This window comes from Streptomyces sp. NPDC020422 (genome assembly GCF_044386705.1).
Classification (GTDB): Bacteria; Actinomycetota; Actinomycetes; order Streptomycetales; family Streptomycetaceae; genus Streptomyces.
The window spans coordinates 248,083-260,083 of record NZ_JBIRVJ010000005.1; the positions used below are offsets into that span (position 1 = coordinate 248,083).

The 12,001-nt window shown below is 74.9% G+C and carries 13 protein-coding genes; 4 read left to right on the forward strand and 9 right to left on the reverse strand.

The genetic code is table 11. From position 1 onward, the window contains the following. Positions 1–265 precede the first annotated feature (265 nt). On the forward strand, positions 266–460 hold the full coding sequence (locus ACH414_RS15175; RefSeq protein WP_382532926.1) for a hypothetical protein: 195 nt from the start codon (positions 266–268) through the stop codon (positions 458–460). Here ACH414_RS15175 and ACH414_RS15180 read toward each other — a convergent pair. Both ACH414_RS15180 and ACH414_RS15185 read right to left on the reverse strand, forming a co-directional pair. Continuing rightward, positions 438–2,078 (reverse strand): DNA repair helicase XPB, encoded by a 1,641-nt coding sequence (locus ACH414_RS15180; protein ID WP_382532924.1) that lies wholly within the window; start codon positions 2,076–2,078, stop codon positions 438–440. The genes ACH414_RS15175 and ACH414_RS15180 overlap by 23 nt on opposite strands. A gap of 250 nt (positions 2,079–2,328) precedes the next feature. Beyond that, the gene (locus ACH414_RS15185) at positions 2,329–4,881 is read right to left on the reverse strand and encodes a helicase-associated domain-containing protein (RefSeq protein ID WP_391769322.1); all 2,553 of its coding nucleotides are present in this window, start codon (positions 4,879–4,881) and stop codon (positions 2,329–2,331) included. A gap of 41 nt (positions 4,882–4,922) precedes the next feature. On the opposite strand from ACH414_RS15185, the gene ACH414_RS15190 reads away from it, so the two are divergent. Then, positions 4,923–5,540: a hypothetical protein gene (locus tag ACH414_RS15190; RefSeq protein ID WP_398942073.1), complete on the forward strand. Its 618-nt coding sequence runs from the start codon at positions 4,923–4,925 to the stop codon at positions 5,538–5,540. Here the strand turns inward: ACH414_RS15190 and ACH414_RS15195 are convergent. The 3 genes from ACH414_RS15195 to ACH414_RS15205 are packed head-to-tail and all read right to left on the reverse strand — an operon-like array spanning position 5,530 to position 8,395. Continuing rightward, the gene (locus ACH414_RS15195) at positions 5,530–6,339 is read right to left on the reverse strand and encodes an ABC transporter ATP-binding protein (RefSeq protein WP_386565463.1); all 810 of its coding nucleotides are present in this window, start codon (positions 6,337–6,339) and stop codon (positions 5,530–5,532) included. The genes ACH414_RS15190 and ACH414_RS15195 overlap by 11 nt on opposite strands. Then, positions 6,336–7,397, reverse strand: coding sequence for a FecCD family ABC transporter permease (locus ACH414_RS15200; protein ID WP_398942075.1), 1,062 nt, complete (start codon positions 7,395–7,397; stop codon positions 6,336–6,338). Before ACH414_RS15200 ends, ACH414_RS15195 begins: the two co-directional genes overlap by 4 nt. After that, positions 7,394–8,395, reverse strand: a complete 1,002-nt coding sequence (locus tag ACH414_RS15205) for a FecCD family ABC transporter permease (protein ID WP_382532914.1) — start codon at positions 8,393–8,395, stop codon at positions 7,394–7,396. Before ACH414_RS15205 ends, ACH414_RS15200 begins: the two co-directional genes overlap by 4 nt. Before the next feature lie 78 nt (positions 8,396–8,473). On the opposite strand from ACH414_RS15205, the gene ACH414_RS15210 reads away from it, so the two are divergent. Then, positions 8,474–9,115, forward strand: coding sequence for an HAD family hydrolase (locus ACH414_RS15210; protein ID WP_382532912.1), 642 nt, complete (start codon positions 8,474–8,476; stop codon positions 9,113–9,115). On the opposite strand, the gene ACH414_RS15215 is transcribed toward ACH414_RS15210, so the two are convergent. Continuing rightward, positions 9,103–9,390 (reverse strand): hypothetical protein, encoded by a 288-nt coding sequence (locus ACH414_RS15215; protein WP_382532910.1) that lies wholly within the window; start codon positions 9,388–9,390, stop codon positions 9,103–9,105. The two genes, ACH414_RS15210 and ACH414_RS15215, sit on opposite strands and share 13 nt — an antisense overlap. 163 nt (positions 9,391–9,553) lie before the next feature. Between ACH414_RS15215 and ACH414_RS15220 the strand changes: the two genes are divergently transcribed. Beyond that, a complete protein-coding gene (locus ACH414_RS15220; protein WP_382532908.1) occupies positions 9,554–9,937 on the forward strand; it encodes a cold-shock protein in 384 nt (127 codons plus the stop codon). 10 nt (positions 9,938–9,947) lie between these two features. Here ACH414_RS15220 and ACH414_RS15225 read toward each other — a convergent pair whose 3' ends face one another. From ACH414_RS15225 to ACH414_RS15235, 3 genes are read right to left on the reverse strand one after another with little or no spacing between them, the layout of a single operon-like run. Next, positions 9,948–10,796 (reverse strand): 1,4-dihydroxy-6-naphthoate synthase, encoded by an 849-nt coding sequence (locus ACH414_RS15225; RefSeq protein WP_382532906.1) that lies wholly within the window; start codon positions 10,794–10,796, stop codon positions 9,948–9,950. Then, positions 10,793–11,524 carry a futalosine hydrolase gene (locus ACH414_RS15230; RefSeq protein ID WP_382533345.1) on the reverse strand — a complete coding sequence of 244 codons (732 nt, stop codon included), beginning with the start codon at positions 11,522–11,524 and terminating at the stop codon, positions 10,793–10,795. The genes ACH414_RS15225 and ACH414_RS15230 overlap by 4 nt, the downstream gene beginning before the upstream one ends. Further along, the gene (locus ACH414_RS15235; RefSeq protein ID WP_382532905.1) at positions 11,521–12,000 is read right to left on the reverse strand and encodes a DUF2771 domain-containing protein; all 480 of its coding nucleotides are present in this window, start codon (positions 11,998–12,000) and stop codon (positions 11,521–11,523) included. Before ACH414_RS15235 ends, ACH414_RS15230 begins: the two co-directional genes overlap by 4 nt. Position 12,001 lies beyond the last annotated feature (1 nt).

A 12,001-nucleotide genomic window follows, 5' to 3' on the forward strand; every position in this document is an offset into this window, starting at 1 on the left:
CGGGTACGCGGACACGTCGAGTGGCCGCCGGTTTCCGACCGGACGGCGGCGCTCCGCGTGCGGAGTCATGCACGGGAGGCGGGGAAGCGGGCCAGTGTAGTGCCGGGCGGGGGCGGAGGCGAATGGATTCGCCCGGGGCCCCGACCCGTAGGGGGCGCGGGGCGACCCGTAGGGGGAGGGGCCGGACCGGGGTCCGACTCGCGGGGGACCCCGGTTCCACCCCGAGGCCGATGTGTTCCGAATGTCCGGATTCCATCATGGATGCATGACCGCCACGACCCTCACCCCAGCGCCCACCGTCCTCCCCCGTGCCCGCCGCGCCGCCTCCGCCCCGCTGCGTGCGATACGCGCCTTCGGCGGCGCGCTCGTCTCCGTCGCCGTGCTCGGCCGGTACGACGACGAGGCGGGGGTCCGTGACCCCCGCCCGGCCCGTACGCCTACGGCGCCAGCAGCTCGCTAGCGTCGAGGATCCGGTACGCGTACCCCTGCTCCGCCAGGAACCGCTGCCGGTGCGCCGCGAAGTCCTGGTCGATCGTGTCGCGGGCGACCACCGAGTAGAAGTGCGCCTGGTGCCCGTCCGCCTTGGGCCGCAGCACCCGGCCGAGCCGCTGCGCCTCCTCCTGGCGCGACCCGAAGGTGCCCGAGACCTGGATCGCGACCGTCGCCTCCGGCAGGTCGATGGAGAAGTTCGCGACCTTGGACACCACCAGCACGCTGATCTCGCCGTTGCGGAACGCGTCGAACAGCTTCTCCCGCTGCGCGTTCGACGTCTCGCCCTTGATCACCGGCGCGTCCAGATGCTCGCCCAGCTCGTCCAGCTGGTCGATGTACTGCCCGATCACGAGGATCTGCTGCCCGGCGAACTTCCTCACCAGGGCCTCCGTCACCTTCCGCTTCGTCGCCGTCGTCGCGCAGAAGCGGTACTTCTCCTCCGCCTCGGCCGTCGCGTACGCGAGCCGCTCCGAGTCGGTCAGGTCGACCCGGACCTCCACGCAGTCGGCGGGCGCGATGTAGCCCTGCGCCTCGATCTCCTTCCACGGGGCGTCGAAGCGCTTCGGGCCGATCAGCGAGAAGACGTCCGACTCGCGCCCGTCCTCGCGCACCAGCGTCGCCGTGAGACCGAGCCGCCGGCGCGCCTGGAGGTCGGCGGTGAACTTGAAGACCGGGGCCGGCAGCAGGTGCACCTCGTCGTAGACGATCAGGCCCCAGTCGCGGGAGTCGAAGAGCTCCAGGTGGGGGTAGATCCCCTTCCGCCGGGTCGTGAGCACCTGGTACGTGGCGATGGTGACCGGCCGGATCTCCTTGCGGGTCCCGCTGTACTCGCCGATCTCGTCCTCGGTCAGCGAGGTCCGCTTCACCAGCTCGTGCTTCCACTGCCGGGCCGAGACCGTGTTGGTCACCAGGATCAGCGTGGTCGCCTTCGCCTTGGCCATGGCACCCGCCCCGACCAGGGTCTTCCCCGCGCCGCAGGGCAGCACGACGACGCCCGAGCCGCCGTGCCAGAAGCCCTCGACGGCCTGCTGCTGGTACGGCCGCAGCGCCCAGCCGTCCTCGGCCAGGTCGATCCGGTGCGCCTCGCCGTCCACGTAACCGGCCAGGTCCTCGGCGGGCCAGCCCAGCTTCAGCAGGGTCTGCTTGATCTGCCCCCGCTCGGAGGGGTGCACGGCCACGGTGTCCGGGTCGATCCGCTGCCCGACCAGCGGCTGCACCTTCTTCGAGCGCAGCACCTCCTCCAGGACCGGCCGGTCCGTGGTGGTGAGCACCAGCCCGTGCACGGGGTGCTTGGAGAGCGTCAGGCGCCCGTAGCGCGCCATGGTCTCGGCGATGTCGACGAGCAGCGCGTGCGGCACCGGGTACCGCGAGAACTCCACCAGGGCGTCCACGACCTGCTCGGCGTCGTGCCCGGCGGCCCGCGCGTTCCACAGGCCGAGCGGGGTCACCCGGTAGGTGTGGATGTGCTCGGGGGCGCGCTCCAGCTCCGCGAAGGGCGCGATGACCCGTCGGCAGGCCTCGGCCTGCTCGTGGTCGACCTCCAGGAGGAGCGTCTTGTCGCTCTGGACGATGAGTGGACCGTTCACGTGTGTGCGCTTCCCTTCCACGCGGCCGGACGTGGCCAAACATCCAGTCTGCCTGACCGCCGGGGAATGGTCAGCCCGCGCGGCCGCTCGGCCCGCCCCGGGCCCGACCGGGCGGGGGCTGCCGTGGCGGACGGTGCGGAGGCCGGCGTCGCGGGTGTTCGCGGCGACGGCGTCGATGACGTGCTCGCCGTGGGCCAAGACCAGGCCGGTGTCCCCGCGGAGGCGCCGGGTGACCGAGGCGCCGCCGGGGTCAGACCTCGTCGTCCGCCAGCTCCGCCACGCCCGTGATCCGGTGCAGCGGGTACGTGCGGACCTCGTCGGCCGTGTGGTCGTAGCCCGTCACGAAGCCGCCCTCGACGCGGACCGGTGCGATGACCCGCTGGCTGGCCGCGCCCTCCGCGTTGACGTAGCCGATCCACACGGCCGTCCCGGTCAGGGCGGCGGCCTGCACGGTGGCCAGGGTCTCGGCGGGGGAGGTGCGGGGGAGTTCGCCCGGCGCGAGGGGGGTGCCCGGCTCCTTGCGGACCACCGTGGCGGCCCGGTCGCCCGCGCGGATCGCCCGCACCGCGGCCGCGAGCAGCGTCCCGTCCGGGGCGGGCGGGCCGTCCGGCACCGGCGCCGGGGCGGTACGGGCCGGGGTGCGGTAGGCGTCGGCGCGGGTGATCAGGACGTCGCCCTCGGCGGATTCGGCCGCCGGCGCGTACCCCATCGCCCGCAGCCCCTCCAGGAGCGAGCCCGGGTCCGCCTGGGCGGCGAGCACGGTCGGCGCGAGCCGCCGCAGCCGCAGCGGGGCCGAGCGCCGGTCGGCGAGGATCTCGCCGAGCACCGCGTCGTCGTCGCAGCGCACATACGCCGAGGCGGCCCCGATCCGCAGGTGCCCGTGCTTCCTGGCCACGTCGTCGATGAGGTACGACAGGGGCTGCGGCACCGGCGTACGCGCGTGTGCGGCGAGGAACTCGTGCAGGTCGGACGCGGTGCGCCCGGCGTCGAGGGCGCGGCGCACGGACCCGGGGGTGAAGCGGTAGACGGTCGCGCCGCCCTTCGACTCCACGTCGGCGAGCACGGACAGCGTCTCGGCCAGCGGCCGGCGCAGCGGCCCGGGGGCGACGGCCGTCAGGTCGGCCTGGAGCAGCACGTGGTCGACGGCCTCCGGCAGCAGCGGCGCGAGCAGGGTCGCGGCCCGCGAGGCGGCGACCGACGGCTCGCAGTCGCCGGGGTGCGCGCCCTCGGGGGCGGCCTCCGCGAGGGGCAGGTTGAGCAGCGCGCGGGCGGGCGAGGCGAGCGCGCCGCGGCCGGTGACGCCGAGGAGCTCGGCCTCGTCGAGGGTCCAGCCGGCGATCCGGGCGCGCAGGTCGGCGGGGGCGCCCTCGGCGCCCGGCGCGGACTCGGTGCCGGGGCCGCCGGACCCGCCCCGCAGCGGCCGGTCCCAGCGCAGCCGGGCCAGCAGCGACGCGCGGTCCGCCGCGGCGCCGGGCGGGAGCGTCGCCTGGAGGGCGAGGACCCGGTGCCGCACCTCGGGTGCCGCCCCCCGGTCGAGGCCGGGTCCGAAGGCGGCGAGCGCACGGCCCTTGCCGTCCAGGGTGCCGACCAGGCCGGAGGTGCGGGTGGCGGCCAGCCACGGGACGACGAGCCGGACCCAGCGCTCGGCGGGCGGCAGGTCGAGCCAGTCGTCGTACGCGGGCGTCGGCGCGTAGCGCTCGTCCGCCTCGCCGTCCGAGGCGAGCAGCCCCGCGCCGTACAGCAGCTCGAGCCAGAACGCGGCGACCTGTTCGGTCGTGTCGAGGGCGGCCGCGGTGCGCTTGAGGTCGCGCACGGACAGGCCGCCGGCCCGCAGCACCTGCGGGCCGCCCTGGTCCCAGGACTTCAGCAGCTCCTCGGCGGTCGCGAGCGCCGTGTACGCCTGGCCGGCCGCCGCGCTGTCCACCACCTGTGGACGGTACTCGCGGGCCGTCTCCACCACCGGCGGCACCGGCTCCGGCACCCGGTGCGCCCGCCCGCCGCGCAGATGCAGCGCGGCCTCGCGCGGCAGCACCACCGTCCGCGTCGACACCGGCAGCAGCAGCCCCCGGTCGCGCAGCCAGCGCACCGGCGGTGCCGGGCTCGCCGTCACCTCGCCGTACGGCGGGCCCCACACCAGCCGGTCGAGCACCGCGAGCGCCTCGGGCGGTGCGGTGTCGAGGAGCGCCGCCATCCTCGTACGGTCCGTGAAGAGGGCCGTCAGCGCCGCGACCGCCGACACCGGGTCGTGCGTCGCGGGCAGCCCGGCCGTCGCGATGATCTCCTGCAGCCGCCCCGGCGACATGCCGGCCGTCGCCTCGGCGACGGTCGGACCGAGCCCGGTCGGCGAGGGGTGCTGGGCCGAGGGCGCGAGGAGTTCCCGCGCCGTCCGTACCAGCCGCAGCCGTTCGTCGTCGCCCCACACGAGCGCCTGCTCGCGCAGCACGCCGAGCGCGCGCGGCAGCGCCGCCTCGATCACGGCGTCGCCGCCGTCGCCGGTGAGCAGGGCGAGGAGCACGGCGTACGGGGCGGGGTCCGGCGCCACGGCCAGCGCCTCGGCCGTCTGCAGCGCGAACCGGTCGAGCCGCTCCAGGGCCCGCACCACCGAAGCACGCGTGCCGGCCCGGGTGGCCAGCTGCGTCAGGTCGTTCGGCACCGGCGAGAGCAGGTCCGGGCGGGCCCGCAGCAGCGCGGCGATGCCCTCGTCGCCGCCGGCGCGCAGCGCCTCCGCGAGGGTGCGCGGCGCCGCGGCGACACCTGTTGCTTCGGGCACGTGCGCCTCCCGGTCGAGCTCACCGATCCCCATCCGCACCACGTTAGCCCCTGCGCGGGCGCTAACGTCATGCCGTGGGGAACGAGAACGAACGACGCGCCGGCACACCCGGGACACCGCCCGTCACCCCGGGCACGCTGCCCGCACCCCGTGAGCCGGACTGGTGGCGTCCCGACGCCGACGACCCCTTCGACGGCGGGGCCGTCCCCGGCTTCGTCGGCGGGGTGGAGATCCCGGAGCTCCTCAAGCCCCCGCCGCCGGACGAGGAGGACGGCGAGGGCGGCGAGGGCGGCGACGCGTCCGCGGACGGCTCCGGCGGCGACACGGCCCCGGACGGTCCGGAGCCCCGCCGCCGTCGCCTCCGCCTCGGCAGCCCCCTCCTCCTCGTCTCGGCCGTGCTCCTCCTGGCCGGCGCCGCGGGCGGCTGGCTGCTCCCGCTGGCCGCCGGCTGGCTCCTCGCCTACGCCTCCCGTGAGCGCCGCGCCGCGGCCCTCACCCTCCCCGGTCTCGCCGTCACGGCCGGCGCGGTCTGGCTCTGGGGCCGTGTCGAGGGCCGTTGGGGCGAACGGGTGGCCACGGGCGGCGAGGCGCTGGGCACGGCCCTCTCCGAGACCTGGCCCTGGACCCTGCGGGGCGCGGCGATCGCGTCGGGGCTCTATCTGCTGTGGCGGTCGCGGCGGGTCACGGGCTAGTCGGCTCGGTGCGCGCCGCCCACGGCGCGCCCGGGACCACCAGGGGCGAGCCCGTCACCGGGTCGGGCACCACCACGGACTCCAGGCCGAAGACCTCCCGCACGAGCTCCGCCGTGACCACGTCCGCCGGGGTGCCCTCCGCGACCACCCGGCCCGCCTTCATGGCGACGAGGTGGTCGGCGTAGCGCGCCGCCTGGTTGAGGTCGTGCAGGACGAGGACGACGGTGCGGCCGCGGACGTGGTTGAGGCGGCGGACCAGGTCGAGGACCTCCACCTGGTGGGCGATGTCCAGGTAGGTGGTGGGCTCGTCGAGGAGGAGCAGGTCGGTGTCCTGGGCGAGGGCCATCGCGATCCAGACGCGCTGGCGCTGGCCGCCGGAGAGCTCGTCCACCGAGCGGTCGGCCAGGGCGCTGACGTCGGTGCGCTCCATGGCGTCGACGACCGCCCGCTCGTCCTCCTCGGACCACTGCTTCCACCACGCCTGGTGCGGCTGCCGTCCGCGCGCCACGAGGTCCCCGACCGTGATGGCCTCCGGGGCGACCGGGGTCTGCGGCAGCAGGCCGATGGACCGGGCGACGCGCTTGGTGGGGAGCTTCGCGAGCTCCTCGCCGTCGAGCAGGACGGCCCCGCCCGCGGGCCTGAGCAGCCGCCCGAGCGCCCGCAGCGTGGTCGACTTGCCGCAGGCGTTGGGGCCGACGATGACGGTGACCTTGCCGTCCGGGATCGCCAGGTCCAGCTCGTGGACGACGGTCCGCTCCTCGTACGCGAGGGTCAGCTCCCGCGCCGCCAGCCTGCTCACGATCTGCCTCCTACTCCGCGGCTGCGCATGATCAGCCAGATCAGGTACGGGGCGCCGACCGCCGCCGTCAGTACCCCCACCGGCAGTTCGGTGGGGGAGAGGAGCCGCCTGCCGAGCAGGTCGGCGAGGACCACCACGAGGGCGCCCATGAGCGCCGAGCACAGCAGCGGGATCTGGGCCGTACGGGTGGTCCTGCGGGCCACCTGCGGGGCCAGCAGGGCCACGAAGTCGACCGGTCCCGCCACTCCGGTCGCGACCGACGCGAGGATCACGCCGACCGCCACGAGCCCGAGCCGCACCCGGCCGAGCCGGGCGCCGAGCCCGGTCGCCGTGTCGTCGTCGAGCGACACCGTCCGCTGGGCCCGCGCCGCCCACAGCACGGCCGGCAGCATCACGAGCAGGGTCACGCGCAGGGGCAGCGACTCGTCCCAGCCGCGCCCGTTGAGCGAGCCGGTCATCCAGATCTTGGCCTGCTGGGCGACCAGGTAGTCGCCCTTCGTCATGAACAGCGTGGTCAGCGAGCGCAGCGCGATGGCGAAGCCGATGCCGATGAGCACGAAGCGGGTGGCGTGCAGCCCGCCGCGCCAGGCGAAGACGTACACGAGCACCGCGGCGAGCAGCCCGCCGGCGATCGAGAGGTACGGCAGGACGGTGTAGGAGGCGAGCCCGAAGGTCATCGCGGCGACGGTGACCGCGCTCGCGCCCTGGCTGATGCCGATGATGTCGGGGCTGGCGAGCGGGTTGCGGGCGACGGTCTGGATCAGCGCGCCCGCGATCCCGAACGCGGCGCCGACCGCGAGTCCGGTCGCGAGCCGCGGCAGCCGCAGGTCCTCGACGACGAACGCGGCGGGCGAGGACTGCCCGGCGAGCACCTTCAGCACCTCGGCGGGGGCGACGAACCGCTCGCCGACGCAGAGGTACGCGACGCAGGCCGCGGCCAGCAGGAGGACGAGCCCGGCGGCGACGAGGGCGGAGCGCCGGTGCACCAGGAAGGAGGCGGGGCCGACGCGGACCAGGGCGTGGCCGGCGGGGCGTAAGGGAGGGGCGAGCGCGCTCACGCGGGCACCGCCTTCCGCCGGACCAGCGCCACCAGGAAGGGCACGCCGATCAGCGCCGTCATCACGCCTGCCGGGACCTCGCCGGGCGGGAACAGGATCCGGCCCAGGACGTCCGCCACCAGCAGCATCACCGGGCCGATCAGCGCCGCCATCGGCAGCACCCAGCGGTGGTCGCTGCCGACGACCGCGCGGGCGATGTGCGGGACGGCGAGGCCGACGAAGGCGATCGGACCCGCGGCGGCGACGGCGGCGCCGGTCAGCACGGTCGCGCCGACGCCGCCCACGATCCGCACGGTCGCGACCCGCTGCCCGAGCCCCTTGGCGACGTCCTCGCCGAGCGCGAGCGCGTCGAGGCCGCGGGCGACGAAGACCACGAGCAGGGTGCCGAGCAGCAGGAAGGGCCAGAGCTGGGCGACGATGACGGCGTCGCGGCCGTCGAGCGAGCCGATCTGCCAGAACCGGAACTCGTCGAGGGCGGACGCCTTCGTGGTGAGCACGCCCGTGGTCACGGAGAGCAGCAGCGCGTTGATCGCCGCCCCGCTGAGCGCGAGCTTCACCGGGGTCGCCCCGCCCCGGCCGCCGGCGGCGACGGCGTACACGGCGACGGAGGCGAGCGCGGCGCCCGCGAAGGCGAACCACACGTAGCCGGTCAGGGAGTGCACCCCGGCGAAGGCGATGGCGAGGACGACGCCGACCGAGGCGCCCTGGCTGATGCCGAGGATGCCGGGGTCGGCGATCGGGTTGCGGGTGATGCCCTGAAGGGCGGTCCCGGCCACGGCGAGCGCGGCGCCGACCATGAGGCCGATCAGGGTCCGGGGCACCCGCAGCTGTCGTACGACCTCGGCGTCGGGGCCGGTGGCGCCGTGCAGCAGCGCGTCGACGACGGTGGCGGGAGGGACGGCGCGGGCGCCCACCGCGAGGCTGAGCAGGATCGCGAGCAGCAGGGCGGCGGCGGCCGCCGTGGTCGCGACCACGCGCCGGGAGTGTGGGGCGGTCATGTACACCCATCGGGGGGACGAGGTTCGGTAAGGCTTGGCTAAGTCTAGACAGCGGCCCTTTTCGAACACCCGGGCACAATGACCCCTATGACGACTCCCGCCCTCACGCCCCAGAGCCGGCTCACGGTCGGCTTCGACCTGGACCTCACGCTGCTCGACACCCGCCCCGGGATCAAGGCCGCCTTCGAGGCCTTCTCCGCGGACACCGGCGTCCCGATCGACGCCGACCTGGTCGTCAGCCGGCTCGGGCCGCCGCTGGAGCACGAGCTCGCGCACTGGTTCCCGCAGGAGCGCGTGCCGGAGATGGCGACCCGCTACCGGGAGTTCTACGGGGTCCACGCGATCGAGCCGACGCTGCCGATGCCGGGGGCGATGGATGCGATTCAAGCCGTTCGCGAGGCCGGCGGCCGGACCATCGTGGTCACCGCCAAGAACGAGCCGCACGCCAAGCTGCACTTCGCGCACCTCGGCATCGAGCCCGACGCCGTCGTCGGCGGGCTCTTCGCGGAGGGCAAGGCGCAGGCGCTGCGCGCCCACGGCGCGGGGGTGTACGTCGGCGACCACGTGGGGGACGTGCGCGGGGCGGCGACCGCCGGCGCGTTCTCGGTCGCCGTGGCGACCGGCCCGTGCGCCCCCGAGGAGCTGCGGGCGGCCGGCGCGGACGTCGTCCTGGACGACCTGACGGACTTCCGTGCCTGGTGGGAGGGCTACCGCGGCTGAGCGGTCGCGGCCTGGACGGCCCGGGCCCGGCGCCGCTGGGCGGCGATCGAGCGGAGCACCCCGGCGCCGGCGACCAGGAACCCGACGCCCATGAGCATCGAGACCAGGTAGGCGACGGTCGGGAACGGGTCCGTCCCGAGGAACAGCGGAGCCACCGTGACCAGCGTCGCCGCCGCGCCGACGATGAAGAGGATCGCGCCGGCGCGGACCAGGCCGTCGCCCGGAGCGCTGTCGTCCGCGGGGGCCGTGGCGGCCGAGGGGGTTTCACTACGCATTCGGCCAGGGTAGTTCCCAGGCACGGCCAACCGTCCGGCGACGTCTTGTCAGCGGGCCCGATCCCATTAGCCTTGGTGCACCGGCGGTGACCCGCCGTGTTTTTCTTCTTCTTTCCGAGCCGGGCTCCCGGCGCACCCATCGAGTACGAGGACGAGGACGGACGTGCCTACCGGCAAGGTCAAATGGTTCAACAGCGAGAAGGGCTTCGGCTTTCTCTCCCGCGACGACGGCGGCGACGTCTTCGTGCACTCGTCGGTGCTCCCGGACGGCGTCGACGCCCTCAAGCCGGGCCAGCGGGTCGAGTTCGGCGTGGTCGCCGGACAGCGCGGTGACCAGGCGCTCTCGGTGACGGTCCTCGACCCGACCCCGTCCGTCGCCGCGGCGCAGCGCCGTAAGCCCGACGAACTGGCGTCCATCGTCCAGGACCTCACGACGCTCCTGGAGAACATCACGCCGATGCTGGAGCGCGGCCGCTACCCCGACAAGGCGCACGGCGCGAAGATCGCCGGCCTGCTGCGGGCGGTCGCCGACCAGCTCGACGTGTAGTCCCGCCCCGTCAGGGGAATCGCAGCGCGTCCGGGCCGAGGGGCGGTACGAGTCCCTCGGCCGCGGCGCGGGTGAGCAGCCCGCGCACGGCCGCGTAACCGGTCTCGCCGAGGTCGGCGGTGAACTCGTTGACGTAGAGGCCGATGTGCTGATCGGCCACCTTGGGGTCCATCTCCTGGGCGTGTTCCAGCACGTACGGGCGGGAGGCGGTGGGGTCGTCCCAGGCCATCCGGACCGATGCGCGTGCGGACTCGGCGAGCCGGCGCAGGGCGTCCTCGCCGAGCGAGCGCCTGGCGATGATGGCGCCGAGCGGGATGGGGAGCCCGGTGGTGTGCTCCCAGTGCTCGCCCATGTCGGCGAGCGCGTGCAGGCCGTAGTCGCCGTAGGTGAAGCGGGCCTCGTGGATGACGAGCCCCGCGTCGACCTTGCCGTCGCGCACGGCGGGCATGATCTCGTGGAACGGCAGCACCACCACCTCGCCGACCCCGCCGGGGACGGTGTCCGCCGCCCACAGCCGGAACAGCAGATAGGCGGTCGAACGCTCGCTCGGCACGGCGACCGTCTTGCCGGTGAGGTCCACACCGGGCTCCCGGGTCAGCACCAGCGGGCCGCAGCCGCGGCCCAGGGCGCCGCCGCAGGGCAGCAGGGCGTACTCGTCGAGGACCCAGGGCAGCACGGCGTACGAGACCTTCAGGACGTCGTACGGGGAGTCCTCGGACGCCGCCCAGCCGTTGGTGAGGTCGATGTCGGCGAAGGTGACGTCCAGGCGCGGGGCGCCGGGGACGCGGCCGTGGGCCCAGGCGTCGAAGACGAAGGTGTCGTTCGGGCAGGGCGAGTAGGCGATCTTCAGCTTGGTCACGAGGCAGACTCCTCCGGGTCCGTGAAGACGGTGGGGCCGAGCAGCCGGAAGGCGTTCCGCAGGGCGTCCATCGCCTCGCCGATCCGCCAGGCGGCCCGGTCGCGCGGGCCCACCGGGTTGGACACGGCCCGGATCTCGACGACCGGCAGGCCGTGCGCGGCGGCGGCCTCGGCCACGCCGAAGCCCTCCATCGCCTCGGCGACGGCGCCCGGGTGACGTTCCGCCAGCTCGGCGGCGCGGCCCGCGGTGCCGGTGACGGTGGAGACGGTGAGGACGGGCCCGACGGCGTGCCGCAGCCCGCCGTCCGCGAGGGCCCCGGTGATCCGGGCCACGAGAGGGCCGCCCACGGGGTGTGCGGAGCGCCCGAAGCCGAGCTCCTCGACGGGCAGGTACCCGTCGGGCGTCTGCGCCCCCAGGTCGGCCCCGACGACGGCGTCGGACACGACGACCGTCCCGATCGGGGCGTGCGGGGCGAAGCCCCCGGCGATCCCGGCCGACACGACGAGCGTGTACGGGGCGGGTGCACAGGCCAGGGCCGTCGCCGTCGCGGCCGCCGCGGCCGCGGGACCGACGCCCGCGACGAGCACGTCGGCCGTCGCGTGGCGGCGCAGCACGAAGCCGCCGGGCAGCGGGGTCTCGCCCTCGCCCGGCCCGGCGGACGCGAGGCCGCGGCCGACGGAGTCGGCCTCCGCCGCCACGGCCGTCACGATCAGGATCCGGTGGATCAGGACTTCTTCTTCAGCTCGAAGTGCCAGATGCCGGTCACGGTCTTGCCCGTGTTCTCGACGATCGTGACCTGGGTCTTGTTCGTCGCCTCGCCGGTCTGGCTGGAGAAGAAGGCGCTGGCCGGGATGGTCCGGTACGTCTTCTTGTACGGCTCCGGCTCGGCCTGCTGGCCGCCCAGGAAGATCGTCCAGCCGTTGTCGGCGACGTCCGGGTCGACACCGAAGCGGATCTTGTCGTCGGACTCGACGGAGATGGACTTCTCGGCCTTCTTGTTGAGGCAGGCCGAGATCTGCGACTCCTTGAGGGGGTCGCCGTCGTTGTAGCAGGCCGCCTCGGAGTTCACGGACGAGGTCCCGACCGTCACGGTCGCGAGCGGCGTCGGCTTGTCGCAGGCGGAGAGGACGAGGAGCCCGGCGGAGACGGCCCCGAGGGCCGCGACGGCCCGGCGGCGCTTGCGGGTGAGGAACGCAACGGTCATG

Coding starts and splice junctions, on each gene's coding strand:
- ACH414_RS15205 (WP_382532914.1), bottom strand. CDS start 8,395: ATGACCGCCCCACACTCCCGGCGCGTGGTCGCGACCACGGCGGCCGCC.
- ACH414_RS15175 (WP_382532926.1), top strand. CDS start 266: ATGACCGCCACGACCCTCACCCCAGCGCCCACCGTCCTCCCCCGTGCC.
- ACH414_RS15235 (WP_382532905.1), bottom strand. CDS start 12,000: ATGACCGTTGCGTTCCTCACCCGCAAGCGCCGCCGGGCCGTCGCGGCC.
- ACH414_RS15210 (WP_382532912.1), top strand. CDS start 8,474: ATGACCCCTATGACGACTCCCGCCCTCACGCCCCAGAGCCGGCTCACG.
- ACH414_RS15185 (WP_391769322.1), bottom strand. CDS start 4,881: ATGGGGATCGGTGAGCTCGACCGGGAGGCGCACGTGCCCGAAGCAACA.
- ACH414_RS15215 (WP_382532910.1), bottom strand. CDS start 9,390: ATGCGTAGTGAAACCCCCTCGGCCGCCACGGCCCCCGCGGACGACAGC.